The following is a 20,137-nucleotide window of genomic DNA, read 5'->3' as shown; positions in this document are numbered from 1 at the left end:
GCAAGTTGTTTTGCGCATCCGAAAACGTTTCGAGATGCTCAAAACACAACTTGCGCCTTTCGGGTGAAAGGATAAACCCAAAATACAATGGATTTGATCCTGCATCGCAGGTTCTTTCTCTAATTAAAGGAGCAGAGCTTTAAACCAGTCAACTAAGCTTTGACAAAGTAAACCACAATGCTTTACAGAACCTCTGATGTGCATAACGCCAAACAAGACCACTGCGAGACAAAGACAACCACTCAGAAGCTGAGTGCAGGCGGATGCTATTTATTTGTACCAGAATGTCAGCAGGAATGATGTATGGCAAAATTGTTTGAGTTCCTGAAGGCAAGCATTCAGGAATTCAAGCTTTCCGGAAATCCGGAATTCACACAGGACAGAGATCGGTCAGGAATTATATCCTGAAGGAAGTACGGGATCATTTCAGGATAGACCGATTGACTGATTGAAGGATGATCTTCATTATTGAAGTCAGATCCGATTTCGGCTGTGCAAGATCTCAGGAGAGCCGGATGTAGTTGAAGCCAGCCAGCTGTCACTTTAGAAGTATCGTTAACCAATGTTCAACAATAAAATCAGAAAAATGGAAACAAAAAAACAACCACTAATCATTGCCTTTTCGACTCAAAAAGGAGGGGTAGGCAAAAGTACTTTCACAACATTGATCGCCAGTATCCTACATTATCGGATGGGTTACAATGTCGCTATATTCGACTGTGACTTTCCGCAGTACAGTCTGATACAGATGAGGGAGAGGGATCTTAAAACAGTGATGCAAAATGAGGTCCTAAAAAAAATGGCCCGTAAGCAGTTCACCACCATCAATAAAAAAGCCTATCCCGTTTTCCAAAGCAAGACCGATACGGTCTTGGCAGAGCTGGAAGCGTATGTTGACAATTCCGAAATTGTACCGGATGTTGTTTTCCTGGATCTACCAGGCACGGTCAATACGGCTGGAATCTTGAGTACACTTGCCAATGTCCACTACATCTTTTCACCCATAACCGCGGATAGGGTCGTCCTTGAAAGCACCCTTAGTTTTACGGATGTCCTGACCAATGTTCTGATGAAGAAAAAGCATACCGAGATCAAAAGCATACAGCTGTTCTGGAATCAGGTCGATGGCAGGGAGAAAACCCCATTGTACAAAAATTACAGTAAGGTGATCAAAGATCTGGGACTTCAATTGATGGAAACATCAATCACTGACAGCAAGAGATTTCGCAAAGAAGGGGAGACGGTGGCCAAAACCGTTTTCCGTTCGACATTACTGCCGGCAGATCCTAAGTTGATGACATTATGCCGGCTTGATCAGTTTATGGATGAGTTTTTAAGAATTGTAAAATTGTAAAAAGATGGACAGTGATAAGAAGAAAAACGAAGACAACAATATCGATGAACAATATTTGATGTCTATCATGGCTGGCAACACAAAAAATGAATCGCAGAGTCAGGAACTGGATTCCCTAAAGGAAAAGCCCGCGATGAAGCAAAAAATAAAAAACAAAAAAAGCGTTGGAATTACCTACGCTGAGCAGTTTCTTACCCATCACACGATGACCAAACGTGGTGATAAAAGTATTTATATTCGACCTGAATATCATGAAAGATTTTCCCGGATCATCCAGATCATTGCCGAAGACCAGATCCCTCTGTACGCTTATCTTGACAATGTATTAGCGCATCACTTCGAAACTTTTGAAAAAGAGATCACCGATGATTTCAACAGCAAATACCGTCCAATCTTTTAATCTATCACCTTATGGAACAATTAATCATCATAGGGCTATTATTAGTTATCATCCTACTACTGTTGGATAGGAAATTTACAAATCAGCATCCAAAAGAAAAAAGTGCTGAAGCTCACCTAACTGTGCCCTCTATTATGGGAAAAACAAAGACAGAAGAAAGAAAGTTACAGCCATCTGATGCTGATCATAGCCAGAACAAATCTATCGTAATAAAAGCAAATAATTTTGATTCAGAAACCAAGGAGGAGGTATTTGAAAATACGGCTTCAAAGAAAGAACTTGACGAGATACTGGTCAAAAATAATGATTGGGAAGACGAGGAAGAAGACTGGCAGTACCAGAATGATTCTAAAATAGAAAGCGGGTTTGCCACAGGGGTTACCTTTCAGGAATTGAGTACTGCGGGACAGCTGCTTCAGCAAGATGTGCTGGAGCCTGACTTAGAACAGCAAGCGGTTAACATCATTCAAAAAATTCAGGGAACCGAGCTTTTTGATCTTTTAGAAAATTCATTAGGAGATGCATCAAAGCGAGTTGCCAATTTGCTGAGCCAGAATATTTCGAATGAAGATGAGGACATTTATTCTAAGCGTAAAGATGGTGCAGATGGTTTCGACATCGGGGAGTTTGTTTAAACAAATTCCCCTTTTATAATTTATCTACATCTGAAAGAAGGATAAAAGTAATTTTGTCGAGATCAGATTAGAGACATTGCCACTTTAAAACTCAAGACCATTCTTATTTCTCAAGTCTATTTCTTCCTGCGTTGCCGGTAAAAGCTTGTCCAGCATTTCTACCGCACCACTCTGAACTTCTTCTATAAAAGGACGCAGGTCTTGATTGTATTCTTCAAAAGCCAATTCAAAATTTCCATCGCATTTTTCAAAAGCATCTGCCAAAGCAGTAGCACCTATGATGGCAAGCGAACCGCCCATTCCGGCTGCCGGCGAAGCACAGTAACCTGCATCACCAACCAATGCAACACGGCCTTTCGTCCAGGATGGCATTTTTATCTGACAGAATTGATCAAAGTAAAAGGATTGGGAATTGAGTAATTCATCTTTCAGTTCAGATGCTCTCCAACTCATATTTTGTATTTGCTCTTGAACGATCTGTTTCATCTGCTCCTGATCACGGTAATCATAAAAGATTTCCTTTTCCGGACGGAAGGTAAAAATGATGTCCGTTTTGTTGTTATAGGCATAGAGCGCAAGACCTTTGTTTGGTTCTGCGTACATTTGATAGGTGCCTTCCTCCACCAACAATCTTTTTGTGATCACAACACAAAAATATTGTCCAAGAAAATGAGCATATTCCGATTCTTCTCCAAACCAGATTCTCCGCACTGCAGAGTGTATTCCGTCACAGCCAAACACCAGTTCAAATTGATTTTTAGAACCATCTTTGAAAGCGACTTCTATGCAATCTTCCTTCTCATTTAAAGAAGTGATACTGTTATTAAAGATAAAATTGACGTCATCTTTTATAAGATTAAAAAGCATATTGAGCAGAATATCTCTCTCGATTTCAAACTCATTGTCTGGCTGCTTTTCTATTAAGACCGTTTTTTCACTCACATCATCGGCGTTTTTGAATTCCCATTTTTCAGGACCTATTCTTTGGGCTTTTATCTGTTCAAAAACTCCCATCCGTTTTACAATATTCACAGTTTCATCCTTAATATCTACAGGTGTTCCTCCCATTTTAAGATGATTCCCAATTTCTACTACAGTTACTTTGTAACCCATTTTGTTCATCCAATAAGCCGTAGTTAGTCCTGCGAAGCTTGCTCCGGATACCAGTACGTTTTTATTTTGTCCCATTTTATTAATGTTTATAATTACGGTGCAAAATTCTCAAACAATAGAATAGTGAGAAATAACAAAAAACAGTAAATATTGGACTATTCGTGGTTTTTGTTACGGAAAGCAAGAGCAGACATGCCTGTTGCCTTGGTAAAAAGTCTTGAAAAATAGGAATAGTCATCGTAGCCCAATTCAAACGAGATTTGTTTAACAGACTTATCGCTGTGATAAAGCGTTCTTTTGGCTTCTAAAACAACTCTGTTCTGAATATGTTGCGAAACTGAAGAACCTGTAGTATTCTTTACGCACTCATTCAGATAAGCGGTAGAAATATTCAATTGATCTGCATATGCGCTAGGACTTTTTAAAGTACTGTAATTCTTTTCCAGTAATTGTTTGAATGATTTTGCCATAATCTCAAACCTTGAAAAATTGGATTCCGTTTTATTTTGATCCAGAAATTGCGAGATCAGAAATGCAACCAGCGTATTGCAACTGTCTTTCAGTAAATAATAATGAAGTTTATTATTTTTTTGAACTGAAAAACTGTAGCAAAGGCTAAAGATATCAGAAAGTGTTGAATTGGTTTCATTGTTAAGCTGCAAAGGCTTTGCAGGCGTGATCCCTTCCAGCAGTTCAAGATAATCAGGATTAAGGTTTTCATCTCTTACCGACAACGAGCAAACGGTAATTTTTTCAAAATCTAAAATACGGTGCACCTGATCAGGATGCATATAAACAACGGATGGCGCGTGGATCTCATACTTCTGAAAATCAATTTCAATGTGAATCACGCCTTTTTCGATAATATGAAATGTATGTCCGTCATCCCGATGTGAATGTGTAAAATCAGGTTTGTCGAGACTTATTTTATCGATTGAAATACCCTGACCAGAGTTTTCAGTCATTGTATTTACAGGAATATGCTGATTGTTTTTACGCATTCAATTGTATGACTATTTACTAGGTAATTTTATTGCCTAAGCAACGATTCAAAGCTACAAAATAATTCAACTGATCTAATTAATCTAGTTAAGCAATCTATTGAGATAACCATTACACCAGTTTCTTTTTCTCATCAACAGCCTTTTTTCGCCAAACTATACCGTAAAAAGACAAGGTATAAAACCACATCTGTTTCCATAACACCTTTGCCTCATCAACCCACAGGGTGTGGGCTAAAGTAACAATTAATGTGTTTCAGTTATGGAAAAACAAAGAAAAAAACTGCTGCTATCAGGTCTGACCTTTATGGCAGTTACGGGTGCCTTTGCCCAGGGCAACGGTACCGCAGGGATCAACGAGGCCACACAAATGGTGACCTCCTATTTCGAACCGGCTACCCAGCTCATCTATGCCATCGGGGCGGTTGTCGGACTCATTGGAGGGGTCAAGGTGTATAACAAGTTCAGCAGTGGTGATCCCGATACCAGCAAGACCGCTGCCAGCTGGTTTGGTGCGTGTATCTTCCTGATCGTGGCAGCAACGATCCTCCGTTCATTCTTCCTTTAAACTTTGTTATGATGAATACCTATCATATCAACAAAGGCATCGGGAGAACGGTCGAGTTCAAAGGATTAAAAGCACAATACCTGTTCATTTTTGCAGGAGGACTGTTAGGAATACTTGTATTCGTGATGGTCATGTATATCGCAGGTGTCAGTACCTATCTCTGCCTCACAATTGGCGGTGGCGGTAGTTCAATTCTTATCTGGCAGACCTTCTTACTGAATGGAAAGTACGGTGAACACGGCCTGATGAAATTAGGAGCTCAAAAGAAGCATCCCAGATACATCATCAGCCGCAAATGCATGTACCGCTACCTCAAAAGCAACCGTCAAAAAGTTTCAGCATGAGAAATACCTCCAAAGCCGCAACGCTGGAGAGTAAATTTCCACTGCTTGCGATAGAGAACGACTGTATCATCTCAAAAGATGCGGATGTCACGGTCTGCTTCAAAGTCAGACTTCCAGAACTCTTTACGGTGGCATCGGCGGAATATGAAGCGATCCATTCGGCCTGGTTCAAGGCCATCAAGACCCTGCCTGACTTCACGGTCGTCCATAAGCAGGACTGGTTCATCAAGGAAAATTACAATCCTGATCTGTCCAGAGAAGACCAGAGCTTTCTGTCAAAGTCTTTTGAAAGACATTTCAATGAGAGACCATTCCTGAACCACTATTGTTACCTGTTCATCACGAAGACCAGTAGAGAAAGAATGAGGATGCAGAGCAACTTCTCATCCCTATGCAAAGGCAAACTGATCCCAAAGGAGATCAAAGACAAAGAAGTGATCAGCCGCTTTCTGGAGGCTGTCGACCAGTTTGAAAGAATTATGAATGACAGCGGCTATGTCCATCTGGAACGGATGACCGAAGATGAGATCTCAGGAACCGACGACCAGTCGGGAATACTTGAACAGTACCTGACCCTGTCACGAGAACCAAATCCTTCTTTACAGGATATCAAGCTTGGCTCAGAAGAGATGCGTATCGGCAATAACCGCATCAGCTTGCACACACTATCCGATACCGATGATCTGCCAGGCACTGTCTCATCACACAGCCGGTATGAAAAACTGAGTACCGACCGAAGTGACTGCTTATTATCCTTCGCATCTCCGGTAGGACTTCTGTTGAGCTGCAATCACATTTACAATCAGTATCTGTTCATTGATAACAGCGATGAAAACCTTCGCCAATTTGAAAAGTCAGCCAGAAATATGCATTCGTTGGCAAGATACAGCAGGGCGAACCAGATCAACAAGGAATGGATAGAGAAATACCTCAATGAAGCTCATTCTTATGGTCTGCAATCCATCCGCGCCCATTTCAACGTGATGTCATGGTCAGACAGTCCTTCAGAATTGAAACAGCTGAAGAATGACACCGGAAGTGCATTGGCACTGATGGAATGCAAGCCACGCCACAATACGACGGACACAGCGACATTGTATTGGGCAGGGATTCCAGGCAATGCGGGCGACTTTCCAAGCGAGGAGAGCTTCTATACATTCATCGAACCTGCCTTGTGCTTTTTCACCGAAGAGACCAACTATCAGGATTCACCATCACCGTTCGGGATCAAGATGGCCGACAGACTGACAGGAAAACCAATCCATCTGGATATCTCAGATCTGCCGATGAAACAGGGCATCATCACCAATCGGAACAAGTTTATTTTGGGACCTTCAGGAAGTGGAAAATCCTTTTTTACCAACCATATGGTCAGACAGTATTATGAGCAGGGTGCGCACGTACTGTTGGTCGATACCGGAAATTCCTATCAGGGATTGTGTGAACTCATTAAAGGAAAGACGAAAGGAGAGGACGGGGTATATTTTACATACACTGAGGATAATCCGATCGCCTTCAATCCATTTTATACCGATGACGGCGTCTTCGATATTGAAAAAAGGGAAAGCATAAAGACTCTGATCCTCACTTTATGGAAAAGGGATGATGAACCGCCGACCCGTTCGGAGGAAGTGGCCTTGTCCAATGCAGTCAGCGGATATATTGAAATAATTAAAACCAACCATCATTATCCCTCATTCAACGGATTCTATGAGTATGTGAAAGATGACTATCAGAAAGTCCTGGAGCAGAAGAAGGTCAGGGAAAAGGACTTTGACATCGCCAACTTTCTCAATGTATTGGAGCCTTATTACAAAGGAGGGGAATACGATTATCTGCTGAATTCAGAAAAGCAGCTTGACCTGTTGTCCAAAAGGTTCATCGTTTTTGAGATCGATGCGATCAAAGACCACAAGATCCTGTTCCCGATCGTGACCATCATCATTATGGAGGTCTTCATCAACAAGATGCGACGACTCAAGGGCATCAGAAAACTGATCCTCATTGAAGAAGCCTGGAAAGCGATCGCCAAGGAGGGGATGGCAGAGTACATCAAATATCTGTTCAAGACGGTCAGGAAGTTCTTCGGAGAGGCTATCGTGGTAACCCAGGAGGTGGATGACATAATCCAGTCACCGATCGTCAAGGAGAGTATCATTAACAATTCAGACTGCAAGATCCTTTTGGACCAGCGCAAGTATATGAACAAGTTCGATGACATCCAGGCGATGCTGGGTCTTACAGACAAAGAAAAGTCACAGGTACTTTCCATCAATATGAACAATGATCCTAAGAGACTTTACAAGGAAGTATGGATCGGGCTGGGCGGAACGCACTCTGCAGTCTTTGCTACTGAAGTTTCCACCGAGGAGTATCTGGCTTACACTACAGAGGAGACAGAGAAATTGGAAGTTATGAATCTCGCCTCTGAATTGGATGGCAATGTAGAACATGCCATCAAGCGGATCTCTCTCAGGAGGATCAAATCGACCAAAGACAATTAATTCAATCATTAAAATTTTACAACAATGAAAAATTACATCATTAAAACAGCAATGGTAGCCGTTTTCGCTATCTCAACATTCGCAAATGCACAATTCGTTGTGACCGATCCTGCCAACCTGGCATCAGGCATTTTGAACTCCGCCAATGAGATCGTGCAGACCTCGTCAACGGTTTCCAACGTCATCAAGAACTTCAACGAGGTCAAAAAGGTCTATGAACAGGGAAAGGAATATTACGACAAGCTGAAGGCTGTCAATAACCTGGTCAAAGATGCCCGAAAGGTGCAGCAGACGGTTCTTCTCGTAGGTGATGTCTCAGAGATCTACGTCAACAATTTTGGGAAGATGCTCAACGACCCCAACTTCAATGCCCAGGAACTGACGGCAATTGCCAACGGTTATTCAGCCCTTCTAAATGAAAGTACTGAGCTACTAAAAGAGCTGAAAGAGATCATCACGGCCAATGGTCTTTCCCTGAACGATAAGGAAAGAATGGATGTGATCAACAGGGTCTACAAAGAGGTCAAAGAGTACCATAATCTGGTAAGATACTATACGAATAAGAATATTTCTGTCAGCTATCTGAGAGCCAAAAAGCAGAACAACACGAAAAGGGTCTTGGACCTTTACGGAACCGCCAATCAAAAATACTGGTAAGATGGAACCGACTAGTTTACACGAAGTACTTCGTTCGGTCTATGATGAGATGATGCCCTTGTGTGCCGATATGGCTGCCGTAGCAAAGGGCGTCGCAGGTCTGGGAGCGTTGTTCTATGTGGCCATCAAGGTATGGCAGTCACTCAGCCGTGCCGAACCGATCGATCTGTTTCCTATGCTCAGACCTTTTGCCATCGGTATCTGCATTATGTTCTTTTCAACCTTGGTATTGGGCAGCATCAATGGTGTTTTAAGTCCGATCGTTCAGGGAAGCCATTCGATGCTGGAAGATCAGGTATTGGACATGAACGACCTGCAACAGAAAAAAGATCTTCTGGAAAGAGAAGCGATGCTCAGAAATCCTGAGATGGCCTATCTGATCTCTGATGAAGAATTTGACAAGAAGCTCGAAGAGCTGGGGTGGTCTCCGTCAGACCTGGTCACTATGTCCGGAATGTACATCGAAAGGGAGATGTTTGACATCAAGAAAGATATCAGGGACGGTTTTCGTGAATTTCTGGAGATCCTATTCCAATCAGCAGCTTTGGTCATTGATACGATCCGGACCTTCTTTCTCATCGTACTTTCCATATTGGGACCTATCGCTTTTGCCATCTCCGTGTGGGATGGTTTTCAGACTACGCTGACCCAATGGCTGACAAGATATATCAGTGTCTATCTCTGGTTACCCGTTGCGGATATTTTCAGTTCGATCCTGGCCAAAATACAAACGCTCATACTGGAGCGGGATATTGAGATGCTGGCAGACCCGAACTTTATTCCTGATACTTCCAACACCGTCTATATCATCTACATGATCATCGGGATCATCGGATACTTTACGGTTCCCACTGTTACAGGATGGGTGATCCAGGCAGGAGGTGCAGGAAACTTTATGCGCAATGTCAACCAGACCGCCACCAAATCCGGCAATATTGCGGGAGCTGCAGCGGGCTCGGCAACAGGTAATATTTCAGGCAGATTATTAAAATAAAAATTCGATCCTATGGAATTTAAAACTTTAAGAAATATAGAGAACAGCTTTAAGCAGATCCGCTTATTTACATTCGTTTTTGCGGTGCTCTGTTTTGCCGTGGTAGGCGTGGTCGTTTTTAAGTCCTATCAGTTTGCAGAAGAACAGCGCCAAAAGATCTACGTGCTGGATAACGGCAAATCACTGATGGTCGCACTGTCCCAGGATATGTCGATCAACAGGCCTGTAGAGGCGAGGGAACATGTAAGGCGTTTTCACGAGCTGTTCTTTACCGTGGCACCGGATAAGAATGCTATCGAAAGCAATGTCAAAAGGGCCTTTAATCTGGCAGACCAGTCTGCATTCGATTACTACAAAGACCTTCAGGAGAAAGGCTACTACAACCGGATCATCTCAGGGAATATTCAGCAGAGGGTAGAGGTTGACAGTGTCGTTGCCAACTTCGACAGCTATCCTTATAACGTAAAAACCTACGCAAGACAGTTCATTATCCGATCCAGCAATCTAACGATACGAAGTCTGATCACCGATTGTTCACTGGTCAATTCCGTGAGATCGGACAGCAATCCCCAGGGATTTACGATTGAAAAATTTAATGTCATTGAAAACAAAGATGTTGAAACTGTCGAACGTTAAAAGTCAGAACAATGAAAAAGATCAGGGATAAAATAGAGCAGCATATTTTGCTTGCGAACCAAAAATGGAAAGCACTTCCGGAGAAACGGCAAAGGCTGTTTACCAAGTTGTTTTTAGCAGGATACACTGTTGTCACGATACTGGTGTTGATCAGCATCTTTGTCACAATCGCAAATGATAACAACACCATGTCGATCAGTCATATTACGACCATATCAGATCATACGGCTGTGAAAAGACCGGCACAGGATAATAAAACGGGTTCAACCATTAAAAAATAGGACAATGAAAGATTCAAATAAGATCAAAATCACGGAGGGCGAATCGCAGGAACGGGAAAAAGAAGCAGAAGGTCTGCAGAAATTTCCGTTGGAACGATTTAAAAAGCCGATCATCTATTTTCTGATGGCTGTTGTATGTGCGGGATGCCTTTACCTCATCTTAAAACCAAAGGAGGGTAAGGTCATTGAAGGATCAGGCTTCAATGCGGGGATACCACAAGCCAAGGATGATCAGCTGCAATCTGATAAACAGAAGGTCTATGAACAGCAGCTGCTGGATCAAAAAAATGAAGAGAAGAGAAATGCGATGACCAGCCTGTCAGATTATTGGAGCGATCCTAGCAACGTAGGTCAGAATTCAGGTCAGACCCCATTGACCGCTGATCCAAACAGTTTGTCACAGTCTGATCAGAATGCCGTCAAAAGCTACAGCAATGCACAACATACATTGCGTTCTTTCTACGGCAGAGATGAGCAGGAAGTGGCCAACCTCAGAAAAGAAATCAACAGGTTAAAGAATGAAGCTTCACAAAGCAGTTCGGTACCTGTCGGACTTGGGGTCAATGACCAGCTGGCACTTATGGAAAAATCCTATCAGATGGCTGCCAAATATCTTCCTCAAAATAACAAGAAGGAAGAATCTGGGACGGCTGAAGTTAATGATGAGCATGCTGGTAGCAATAAAGTACTGCTCACCGCGGTAATACCCGCTCACTTGAATGTCGTCTCTTCTTTATACAGGGAGCCGTCAGACAGTACATTTTTAGCGGGTCTGAATGACCGCAGGATATTTGGGATCCAGGATGATGTGAAAAATACCGCACGATCGAAAAATGCCATTGATGCGGTTGTTCATAAGACAACGACCATGACGAATGAAAGTACTTTATCGATCAGACTCTTGGAAAGTATGCTTCTGGCACATACAGAAATTCCTAAGGGAGCCTTGCTAAAGGCCACCGGTAAATTCCAGGGTGGGAGACTGCAGCTGAAAATTTCGTCGATAGAATATCAGGGCAGCGTTTATCCTGTGGAGGTCAATGTCCATGACAATGATGGTCAACCCGGTCTGTATGTTCCTTACTCGCCCGAACAAAATGCAGTGACCGACATTGTGGGAAGTATGGGTCAAACTTCCGGGACCAACATTATGATGACACGGTCGGCAGGTCAGCAGATCGCTGCGGACCTAAGCAGGGGAGCTGTACAGGGGCTGTCAGGCTACTTCCAGAAGAAGGTCAGACAACCAAAGGTTACCGTAAAGGCAGGGCATCAGGTTTTGTTGGTGCCGAAAAAATAACCACTTAAAATCAAAAAAAATGAACAAAATAAAAAGCCATTATCTCGCTATAGTAGCATTTCTCCTTTTGACAGGAAGGGCACTGGCGCAGGATTCCATATCAGCATATCTTCCATTGGAAGAGGCAAGGTTGGAACCCTACAAAATGCAGGTCACCTACAACAAAACTTCGCACCTGCTTTTTCCTTCGCCGATCCGCTATGTCGACCTGGGGAGTGACCTGCTGGTCGCCAATAAAGCGGAAGCTGTTGGAAATGTCCTCCGGATCAAATCAGCAGTCAGGGACTTCGAAGAAGAAACCAATTTTTCGGTGATCACCGAAGATGGGAAGTTCTACAGTTTCGATGTGTTTTACAGTTCATATCCTGATACCCTCAGCTATGACCTTTTAAAGATGCAAAGAAGCCAAGAGCGTCAGTATGCTACGGATGTCCTGTTTGAAGATCTTAACGGAAGTTCTTCCTCCCTGACAGCGCTCATCATGGAAAACCTGTACGAAAAGAGCAGAAGAACCATCAAGCACATCGCTTCAAGAAGCTATGGGATCGAGTTTTCAGTCCGCGCATTGCATGTGAATGAAAGCAAATTCTATTTCACCTTAGAAATTAAGAACAGCAGTAACGTAGCATTTGATATTGACCTCATCAATTTTAGGATCGTCGATAAAAAAAATCTGAAAAGAACGGTCGTTCAGGACAAACTTTTGGAGCCGCTTCGCATCCATTTTCCGGTGAGGACAGCTGCTCACGATTCTGAAATATCCGGGATTTATCTGATGGATCAGTTTACGCTGTTAAAAGACCAGGTCTTGGAGATCGAAGTTCTTGAAAAGAATGGAGGAAGACACCAGATAGTCCAGCTTGACAATACAGACCTGATCCAGGCGAGGCTGATCAGCAGTTTAAACATAAAAACGAAATAAGATGAACAAGATATTTTTAGCCATTGTCTTAATGGTAATACCACTTACGAAAACGTTTGCCCAGCAGATGATGCCTGGGCAAAAGGGTTTTGAGCTGACCTATTCTGTATTTCCGGGATCTCCCGAAAAGCAAAATTATGCTTTGGAAGCAGGTCTTATCTCTTACAGCAGAAACGGTAACTACTTTTTCGGACTCGCCGAATACAGTAGAAAGTATGATGAGTATGGACATTATGATATTCCGATAGATACTTTCTTGTTCAACGGTGGTTATAGTCTCCGTGTATGGGGAGACCTGATGCGGAATGTCAATATCAATTTTGGTCTCGCTGGTCTGATAGGCTATGAGCAGGTCAATAAAGGTACTGAAATGCTTTACGACGGGTCGATCCTCAATTCCACCGGGAACTTTATTTACGGTGCAGGTGGCAAGTTGTCTTTAGAAAGCTATCTCACAGAACATTTGGTCTTCCTGGTCAATGGTCAGCTACGCTATTTGAGGAACAGTCAGCTTGAAGAGTTTCACGCTTTGTTCGGTCTCGGACTGCGATTTAATTTTTAAAAAACTTACACAATGAAAAATGTGATCAACAAAAAGATCTTGCAACTATGTATGTATGCAATGGCCGTTATCTTAATCAGTTTTGTTTTTGGCTCCTGTCAAGACAGCGATCTGGAAATTCAGCAGGATTTTCCTTTTGAGGTCCAGATAATGCCTGTTCCAAGTAAGATAGCTGAGAATGAAACGGTGGAGATCCGTATTTCGCTCTTGACCCCATCAGATTTCAATGGAACCCAATACCATATTCGATATTTTCAATACGAGGGAAATGGTAAACTTCAATACTTCAATGACCCACCATACTTGCCCAATGATGAATATCAGTTACCTCAAAAGCATTTCAGGCTATACTACACATCCCAAGCCTCTGAATCCCATCAGTTCAGTATCTGGATCAGGGATAGTTTTGGAAATGAAAGGAGGGTAGATCTTGAATTTGACAATGCATCTTAAAATTTGTCATTGCTATCTAACGGCTTGGTTTAAACCAAGCCGTTTTTATATAACGACTTTCAACGCAAAATAAACTCATTACCAGACAAAATAAAGTCTCATTCCCATTATACAGGAGATTGCAAATAAAAAATGAATTATTTGGGATCTAAGATAAGATTGTCCGGTTTTATTTACAACGAAGTTTCAAATATGACAGGGCATAATCTTGACGACCGCAGCTTTTGCGATTTGTTTGCAGGAACCGGAACAGTCGGGAATATTTTTCATAGTAAGGTCAAAAGCATTGTTTACAACGACCGCGAATATTACAGCCTCATACTCAATACGGCATTTTACAGTGACGTAAGTGAAGCGCAATATCTTACGATGCTTCAGGAATTAAACAGATTGGAAGGTGTTGAAGGATTTGTATTTCAGGAATATTCAGAATCAGGATCTGCCGGTCGATTGTATTTCTCTGCCCATAATGGGAAGAAAATAGATGCGATAAGGCTGCATATCGAAGATCTTTATCAAAATTCTGACATCAGTGAAGATCTCTATGTTTTGTTGATAGCAACACTTCTTGTCGCTTTAGATAAAATTGCCAATACAGCATCCATCTATTGTGCATTTCTAAAGCAACTGAAGAAAACGGCACTCTTCGATATTGAACTTTTACCAATAAAGAGGGCTTTAAAAAAAGTGAGATATAAAGTATACAGAGAAGACAGCAGCGTTTTGATAAAAAACCTTAAAGGGGACATCCTGTATTTGGATCCGCCATATAACGGAAGAGAATATGGTTCGTATTATCATCTGCTGAATACCATATCATCGTATGATACCCAGTTCCAGCCCAAAGGGATAACCGGATCAAGAAACTATGAGACCTCACGGTTTTGTCGTAAAAAAGAAGCAGAAAAAGCACTTTTTGAACTCATAGATAAGGCTGACTTTAAGTACATATTTCTCAGCTACAACAATGAGGGGTTTATCCCGCCTTTCCGTATAAAAGAGATGATGACAGGCTTAGGTCACTATCAATATTCATCAATAAGATACCCGAAGTTTAAAAGTCTAAGAAATGATTCCAGGTCATACACTGAAGAGTATTTGCATTGCCTGATCAAAGATTAAATGACAATAAACGCAACTTTTTTGAATGGCGTTGGCGTTGGTCTCTGCTATTCAAATGGGTTGCTTCATTGATGTAAAAAAAGATGTTTTCGACCTTGGAAGAAATGATCTTTTTTCTCGTCTGCCGCAGAAAGACAAGTAGAAAGCCCCACAACTTTTTTGAAAAGACGGAAAAGGCGAGGAGTTCAAATAGGTTGTGTCCGATATGACCGCAAAAAGACCTTTCCGAACTTTGGTCGGAATGGTCTTTTTGCCCGATTTTTTATCAGGCTATTTTAATGGGTTGTGTATTGAAATCTTTCAGATTATGAAAGAATCCCCTGTAAGGGGTCAATCCGTATCGGAACAAATTCCAAAGCAGACTGCAACCCATCTGCACCAGAGAGCTATTGATGAACAGATCCTGTTTCTGCAAAGCTTCGGCTAATGAACAACTCGGTGTGTTATCGTTCTCTTCGGACTTTTTTAACAGTTCACCAAATTCATCCGTTATGAAAGGTAGATCTTCAACAGGTTCGTATTTTTCAGACTTTGGTTGACGGATAGTTCCGATGGTCGAAAGGATGACCTGTCCTTTATCTTTGGTATTTCCGAAATCCAGCCAATATTTAAGGCTTGAATTGTGATGTCTTTTATGTTTGAGAATATCGGCAATTTCAAATCGGGCTGATACATTATCAACGCAAGAAATATAGATGTTGGCTTCTACATTTTCGGGATAACAGTTTTCTCTCTCCCAAGCAAACTTTTTGTTTTCCGCTTTCCAGTTTGTCCCTGCCCAACGGTTACAGCGGTTGATAAGAGCCACGGATTTATGCAGTCCTCTTTCAGATTCCGCAAAACGCTGTCTTCCCAGATTGGCAGAAGTGATGATGTCATCATCCCACAGTCTGACCTGCAGACCCGGATGTTCCATTTCAGTTAAGCTGTGGTTTATTTCCATGAGTGCGGTCAACACTTTAGATCCTGTTCCCCCTGCACCGATCACATTGACTGTAACAGGATTGGTAGGATCGATCAAGCTGTTATCCGTAAAATGAACCTTTAATTTTTCAGTATTCATAAGAGCAGGTCTTTAAGGGTTCTATTGGTTTTCTTGAGTAATTTCTTTGGAAAGGGATTGCCCGTACTGATCAGCTCATTCCAGAGATTGACCAAGTTACCTTTTATGGGGTTATGACCATTCATCAAATGACTGAAATAACTATTGAAAAAATAATTTTGCCAAGCTTGGGTAAATTCCTCGATCGATGCAGAATTTTTGATATTGACATCCACCGTTCCCATACAGACGCTTCCGCTTTCGTAGATGTTAAAGAACGGTGCATGATAAAGCACCGTTTTTTCTGTGGGTCTTCTGTCAGAAGACAAGGCAAAAATTACCAGACTTTGTTTATTGGCGGACCAAAGCAAAGCGGGAACTTGTGCCATGCCATTAGGGATACCGAGACTTTCAGAAAAGAAAAGTTTTATATTTTGACCTTTGGTGTGCCAGAGGACAGAGCCTTTACTTGGGTTGATATGCAGGATGTTTTCTGAAAGGATATTTTGAGGTTTTAAAAATTCCCTGCTTCTTTTGGTTTCGATATGAAGTGCTTTGGATAAAAATTTTGCTTCACGAATGGTCAACGGGTGTGCATTGATGGGATTTCCGTTTGTGTCCATGTCAAAATGTTCTACATAAACATTTTTGATCCTGTCATTTGTCTGATAAAATACCAGAGCCGATGTCGGATGGTACAGTGTTCCAAGGTCTTGTTTGATGTTTTCCATTGTTTAAGATTTAAAATTCGTTCATGAGGTCGATGAGTTCCGTGATCAGATCAAAGATCTGATGTTCAAATTCGAGGTTGTCTTGGCTGACATCCGAACCGTTAAAATGCTTAATGATCACAGGTTCTTCCATCTGTCCGTATTCCTGCAATTCGTTATTGACGCTTTGAAAAAGTTGATCAAAAAGACATCCTTTGGCATCAGCACAAAAGGAAATATATTTATCCATCGTGACCGTATTTTCAGAGTTTTCATCAGTATCATCATCGCAATCGTGGTTAATTTGTGCCTGTGCATTTCTGAAAACAGTTGAATTCGGAAAATTGACAGATAAGTGAAATGCCGTTCTTGCCACCTCCAAACATTTGCCATCAAAATGGTCTTTTGCTTTGAATTGTTGTAATCTGGATTCAAACCATTCCAAATTTTGAAGGTTATAAATTTTCCTTTCCATACAGTCTCCGATCCATTCAGCTTGTTTGATGTCCGCTAAGAGCCTTAAAGCATCTTCTGTTTCATCATCTTCGGTAACCCATTGCTCCAACATATCGTACATCCAATACAGATAACTTGCTTCCTGCCTGTAATAAGGAATGTCAACAATATGATATAAGTAACTGTACACGGATAGTAAGAGTCGGAAAGCGTTTTTATACTTTTTCTCCTTTGACAATCGATACAGGGGCAGAACAGGAATGTAATATAAAGTTGCTCCAGTATTGTATCTTTCTTCACTTGTGAAATAGACCTTTCCTTGATCTCTTATCAGTTGTATTTCTTCCCAATCCCTTGTCTTATTTTTTAGCTTTTGCTGTAAATCGTGGACTGCCAAAGCCATATTGTAAGGATATTCATATTCTTGGGATGCTTTGGGATCGATCTGATAATGTTCTGCGAGGTCGGAAAGGGATTGATAAAAATCCCTTTCCATCCTTTTAGACTCTTTACAAGATTGTACAGTTTCATTTTGTTTCAGCTTGGGAAGAAATGAAAATCTCAGAAAAGCAAGGGAAGCATTGCCACAGGGACCGATTTCCTTTGATCCTTTCTTATCTCTCCTGCATCTTTTGGACGTTTTATCCACTCGGCGAACTCGCCCAACTGTCGGTGCAGTTGCTTCTGTTTGGGATGCTGTGGGATTCTGATCGTTCCCGATATGATTTGTCGTTGCATAGTTCATGACTGTTTGAGTTTTGATGTTATCCTTTTGTTCCCATAACACTTTCAAAAGTGTACTGTAAAGTATCTTCACGGATCACAGGCGGAGATACTTTGGCGGTTGTTAAAATGGGATAGGTGTTGGCGTAAAAATTCATCACGGCTTCAACACTCCATTTCGGTTCTGGGTCGCTGAGTTTGATCTCCTGCCCTTTATCAACGATGATAAAAACCCTTTCTAGTTCGGTTGCGAGTAACATAGTTCTTGATTTTAAGGTTATGAAGTAAATAGGTTAGGCGCAAATTCTTTTTCATAGGCTTCCTGCTTTTCCAATATTTCCTTGGAATATTCGGGATATTCAGAAGCCTTTGGCAAGGCTGACCATGCATCCTTGAATTTGGATTCGCTTTCAAGATCCTCCGCTTTTTTCATGGCATCTTTATATTTTTTCTCTTTTTCTTCTTTGGCTTTACTTTCCTTGTCAGCGTTTTGTTTTTCCATGGCAGAATGCTTTTTCGCTTCTTCCAATTGCACCATAAAAGCGTCCATATTGACCATAAGGTATGATGCAGACTGAATCGGTTGGGCAATGTTTTCAAAAAAACCATTGTCCAGATCTTCAGCAGTTCCCCGAAGATTTAAGGGTGGGATTCTGTTTTTTGCATCGTCTCCGCATTCGTTGTTTTGAAGCAGTACCGAAACGATCCAATTGTTATCTGTTGCTTTCTGAATCGATATATTCAAGTTGCCTGTAAAGTCAAGTTGCGTTACAAGGCTGAAAAAATTAGTGTTCATTTTGTTTGTTCTTTAAAATTGATTTCTTAGAATTTCTATCGTAATTGATCTTGTAGCCATTGGAATGGATAATGGTTTCAAGTGAATTTCTTGCCTTTGTCAAATCTTCATCATCAGATCGGGTCATATCTAAGAGATGAAGATCTTCAAACTCTTTGATGATATTTCCAATGATGCACAAAGCTTTGTATTCAGTCTTTTTTGAAAGGATGCTCATTTTGATTTTGTTTAAGTAGTAATAATTTGTTGTACACATCAGTCCAATAGGCTTTTTGCCTTGCGTCGAATTCTGCGAAGCTTTTATCTTCGTGTTCATGATCTTTGAGATTTTCAGCCTGTTGAATCGCTTTTTCCAAATCGGTTACCTCAATATTGTTTCCGTGTAGATCCTTGATGTTCATAAAATGATTTTATAAAAGTAACCGCCATTAAAGGCGGATACCTTAATTGTTAATTTAGAGTGAAAATAGAATGTCCGTCTTTGGCAAATCCTGTACACAATTCAAAAGCTTTTTGAGATTTCAATTGTGCAGTTCCTCCCAAAACGATGGACTGTAGTTTGGCTTCATTGTCTTTGTATGTTTTGACATTCTGATAATATCCAGTCACTGCGTTATATGCTCCGAACAACGTCCCTTTTGTTGTTTCCATCTGTTGGGTGTCGCTCATCATCGCATAGGCAAAAGCATCATCAACGGTATTTTTAAAAACAGTTGAGAGATCATCAAAATTTCCTGTTTGTAAATGCTGTAAGGTTTCTTTATTGGGGCAGAGTGCCAATTGGATAAGCTTTTTCATTTCATCATCACCGACCTTTATTTTTGCCCAGTGATTAAACGTGCTTTCCAATTCATTACTCAATATATTCGCTAATCCCATGACCTTGTGGGCATCGTCCAAACGCTGTTTTGCTCCTGCGGTATGTCTGATCCGCACCACATTGCTCATATTCTTTAGCGAAGCATTTAGGGTATTTTGGCAAACAATGCGTACAGGGGTAAATGCGGCTGTGATGCTTCCGCTCCCATCGTGGGAGGTGGTGAGGAAAATATATTTTTCCGTAATATCGTCACCATTTCCAACACGGATATAATCGGGTAATTTAGCCGTGATAAAAATGCGTTCCCCATTTCCTAAAGCTCCTGCAGTCTCGTACAAGATTCCATCTCCACCGCCTACAATAGAATCAAAAAATGAAAAGGCTTCACGGTTTTGTACGATCTGGTAATCTTTTCCGACTACGCCTAAAACGGTATTATTATCAGTGCGGATATTGGCAAAGTAGTTGGGAACTTCCAATTCTGAATCGATCATTTCTATTCCGTTGCTATTTTCTATAATGCCTGCACCTTTTGTAAACAGTGGAGACTTTTCAACCTCGTAGTCTAGTCCTGCAAATTTGATGGCTTCTTCACTTGTCGGGTACTCCTGTACGATCTGCCCCAAGTTATGCCATGCTTTTTCCTTTACGCTGAAAAATGAATATTTTCCTGTTCTGCTGTTGAAATTTAAATTATGTGCCATGATGTTAATATTTAATTGTTAGAGAATTTTGTTTGGTAGT

General features: G+C 41.3%; 25 protein-coding genes. 15 read left to right on the top strand and 10 right to left on the bottom strand.

Annotated elements, in window-relative coordinates; all coding sequences use genetic code 11:
• Positions 1 to 586: 586 nt before the first annotated feature.
• From ODZ84_RS05140 to ODZ84_RS05130, 3 genes are read left to right on the top strand one after another with little or no spacing between them, the layout of a single operon-like run.
• Positions 587 to 1,354, top strand: a complete 768-nt coding sequence (locus ODZ84_RS05140; protein WP_266175924.1) for a ParA family protein — start codon at positions 587 to 589, stop codon at positions 1,352 to 1,354.
• A gap of 4 nt (positions 1,355 to 1,358) precedes the next feature.
• The gene (locus tag ODZ84_RS05135; protein ID WP_266175923.1) at positions 1,359 to 1,754 is read left to right on the top strand and encodes a DUF3408 domain-containing protein; all 396 of its coding nucleotides are present in this window, start codon (positions 1,359 to 1,361) and stop codon (positions 1,752 to 1,754) included.
• Between the two features lie 11 nt (positions 1,755 to 1,765).
• Positions 1,766 to 2,389, top strand: a complete 624-nt coding sequence (locus ODZ84_RS05130) for a hypothetical protein (protein ID WP_266175922.1) — start codon at positions 1,766 to 1,768, stop codon at positions 2,387 to 2,389.
• A gap of 84 nt (positions 2,390 to 2,473) precedes the next feature.
• Here ODZ84_RS05130 and ODZ84_RS05125 read toward each other — a convergent pair whose 3' ends face one another.
• Both ODZ84_RS05125 and ODZ84_RS05120 read right to left on the bottom strand, forming a co-directional pair.
• The gene (locus ODZ84_RS05125) at positions 2,474 to 3,577 is read right to left on the bottom strand and encodes an FAD-dependent monooxygenase (RefSeq protein ID WP_266175921.1); all 1,104 of its coding nucleotides are present in this window, start codon (positions 3,575 to 3,577) and stop codon (positions 2,474 to 2,476) included.
• Between the two features lie 80 nt (positions 3,578 to 3,657).
• A complete protein-coding gene (locus ODZ84_RS05120) occupies positions 3,658 to 4,503 on the bottom strand; it encodes an AraC family transcriptional regulator (RefSeq protein ID WP_266175920.1) in 846 nt (281 codons plus the stop codon).
• 262 nt (positions 4,504 to 4,765) lie between these two features.
• On the opposite strand from ODZ84_RS05120, the gene ODZ84_RS05115 reads away from it, so the two are divergent.
• The 12 genes from ODZ84_RS05115 (at position 4,766) to ODZ84_RS05060 (ending at position 14,846) form a co-directional block, all read left to right on the top strand.
• Positions 4,766 to 5,071 (top strand): DUF4134 domain-containing protein, encoded by a 306-nt coding sequence (locus ODZ84_RS05115; protein WP_266175919.1) that lies wholly within the window; start codon positions 4,766 to 4,768, stop codon positions 5,069 to 5,071.
• Between the two features lie 11 nt (positions 5,072 to 5,082).
• Positions 5,083 to 5,415: a DUF4133 domain-containing protein gene (locus ODZ84_RS05110; protein ID WP_266177330.1), complete on the top strand. Its 333-nt coding sequence runs from the start codon at positions 5,083 to 5,085 to the stop codon at positions 5,413 to 5,415.
• Positions 5,412 to 7,919, top strand: coding sequence for a TraG family conjugative transposon ATPase (locus tag ODZ84_RS05105; protein ID WP_266175918.1), 2,508 nt, complete (start codon positions 5,412 to 5,414; stop codon positions 7,917 to 7,919). Before ODZ84_RS05110 ends, ODZ84_RS05105 begins: the two co-directional genes overlap by 4 nt.
• 24 nt (positions 7,920 to 7,943) lie before the next feature.
• Complete coding sequence (locus ODZ84_RS05100) at positions 7,944 to 8,576, top strand: DUF4141 domain-containing protein (protein ID WP_323136863.1); 633 nt, start codon at positions 7,944 to 7,946, stop codon at positions 8,574 to 8,576.
• Position 8,577: 1 nt separating this feature from the next.
• Positions 8,578 to 9,570: a conjugative transposon protein TraJ gene (gene traJ / locus ODZ84_RS05095; protein ID WP_266175917.1), complete on the top strand. Its 993-nt coding sequence runs from the start codon at positions 8,578 to 8,580 to the stop codon at positions 9,568 to 9,570.
• A gap of 12 nt (positions 9,571 to 9,582) precedes the next feature.
• Positions 9,583 to 10,206 carry a conjugative transposon protein TraK gene (gene traK, locus ODZ84_RS05090; RefSeq protein ID WP_266175916.1) on the top strand — a complete coding sequence of 208 codons (624 nt, stop codon included), beginning with the start codon at positions 9,583 to 9,585 and terminating at the stop codon, positions 10,204 to 10,206.
• A gap of 11 nt (positions 10,207 to 10,217) precedes the next feature.
• Positions 10,218 to 10,487: a hypothetical protein gene (locus tag ODZ84_RS05085; protein WP_266175915.1), complete on the top strand. Its 270-nt coding sequence runs from the start codon at positions 10,218 to 10,220 to the stop codon at positions 10,485 to 10,487.
• A gap of 4 nt (positions 10,488 to 10,491) precedes the next feature.
• A complete protein-coding gene (gene traM, locus ODZ84_RS05080) occupies positions 10,492 to 11,787 on the top strand; it encodes a conjugative transposon protein TraM (protein ID WP_266175914.1) in 1,296 nt (431 codons plus the stop codon).
• Positions 11,788 to 11,806: 19 nt separating this feature from the next.
• On the top strand, positions 11,807 to 12,709 hold the full coding sequence (gene traN, locus ODZ84_RS05075) for a conjugative transposon protein TraN (RefSeq protein WP_266175913.1): 903 nt from the start codon (positions 11,807 to 11,809) through the stop codon (positions 12,707 to 12,709).
• A 1-nt stretch (position 12,710) separates the two neighbouring features.
• Positions 12,711 to 13,271, top strand: coding sequence for a conjugal transfer protein TraO (locus ODZ84_RS05070; RefSeq protein ID WP_266175912.1), 561 nt, complete (start codon positions 12,711 to 12,713; stop codon positions 13,269 to 13,271).
• A gap of 12 nt (positions 13,272 to 13,283) precedes the next feature.
• A complete protein-coding gene (locus tag ODZ84_RS05065; RefSeq protein WP_266175911.1) occupies positions 13,284 to 13,724 on the top strand; it encodes a DUF3872 domain-containing protein in 441 nt (146 codons plus the stop codon).
• A gap of 132 nt (positions 13,725 to 13,856) precedes the next feature.
• Entirely contained in the window at positions 13,857 to 14,846 is a 990-nt protein-coding gene (locus ODZ84_RS05060) for a DNA adenine methylase (protein WP_266175910.1), read from the top strand.
• A gap of 265 nt (positions 14,847 to 15,111) precedes the next feature.
• On the opposite strand, the gene ODZ84_RS05055 is transcribed toward ODZ84_RS05060, so the two are convergent.
• From ODZ84_RS05055 to ODZ84_RS05020, 8 genes are read right to left on the bottom strand one after another with little or no spacing between them, the layout of a single operon-like run.
• On the bottom strand, positions 15,112 to 15,909 hold the full coding sequence (locus ODZ84_RS05055) for a PRTRC system ThiF family protein (protein WP_266175909.1): 798 nt from the start codon (positions 15,907 to 15,909) through the stop codon (positions 15,112 to 15,114).
• A complete protein-coding gene (locus ODZ84_RS05050; protein ID WP_266175908.1) occupies positions 15,906 to 16,619 on the bottom strand; it encodes a PRTRC system protein B in 714 nt (237 codons plus the stop codon). The genes ODZ84_RS05055 and ODZ84_RS05050 overlap by 4 nt, the downstream gene beginning before the upstream one ends.
• Before the next feature lie 10 nt (positions 16,620 to 16,629).
• A complete protein-coding gene (locus ODZ84_RS05045) occupies positions 16,630 to 17,799 on the bottom strand; it encodes a hypothetical protein (RefSeq protein WP_266175907.1) in 1,170 nt (389 codons plus the stop codon).
• A 19-nt stretch (positions 17,800 to 17,818) separates the two neighbouring features.
• Complete coding sequence (locus tag ODZ84_RS05040; protein ID WP_266175906.1) at positions 17,819 to 18,037, bottom strand: PRTRC system protein C; 219 nt, start codon at positions 18,035 to 18,037, stop codon at positions 17,819 to 17,821.
• A gap of 17 nt (positions 18,038 to 18,054) precedes the next feature.
• The gene (locus ODZ84_RS05035; protein WP_266175905.1) at positions 18,055 to 18,573 is read right to left on the bottom strand and encodes a PRTRC system protein E; all 519 of its coding nucleotides are present in this window, start codon (positions 18,571 to 18,573) and stop codon (positions 18,055 to 18,057) included.
• Positions 18,563 to 18,790, bottom strand: a complete 228-nt coding sequence (locus ODZ84_RS05030) for a hypothetical protein (RefSeq protein ID WP_266175904.1) — start codon at positions 18,788 to 18,790, stop codon at positions 18,563 to 18,565. The genes ODZ84_RS05035 and ODZ84_RS05030 overlap by 11 nt, the downstream gene beginning before the upstream one ends.
• Positions 18,765 to 18,974 carry a hypothetical protein gene (locus ODZ84_RS05025; protein ID WP_266175903.1) on the bottom strand — a complete coding sequence of 70 codons (210 nt, stop codon included), beginning with the start codon at positions 18,972 to 18,974 and terminating at the stop codon, positions 18,765 to 18,767. Before ODZ84_RS05025 ends, ODZ84_RS05030 begins: the two co-directional genes overlap by 26 nt.
• Positions 18,975 to 19,023: 49 nt before the next feature.
• Positions 19,024 to 20,097, bottom strand: a complete 1,074-nt coding sequence (locus ODZ84_RS05020; RefSeq protein ID WP_266175902.1) for a DUF932 domain-containing protein — start codon at positions 20,095 to 20,097, stop codon at positions 19,024 to 19,026.
• Positions 20,098 to 20,137: the final 40 nt, after the last annotated feature.

The sequence above is a fragment of the Chryseobacterium fluminis genome (assembly GCF_026314945.1).
Classification (GTDB): Bacteria; Bacteroidota; Bacteroidia; order Flavobacteriales; family Weeksellaceae; genus Chryseobacterium; species Chryseobacterium fluminis.
The sequence above is the reverse complement of the archived record's forward strand: the minus strand, read 5'-3'. Positions and strand labels throughout refer to the sequence as shown.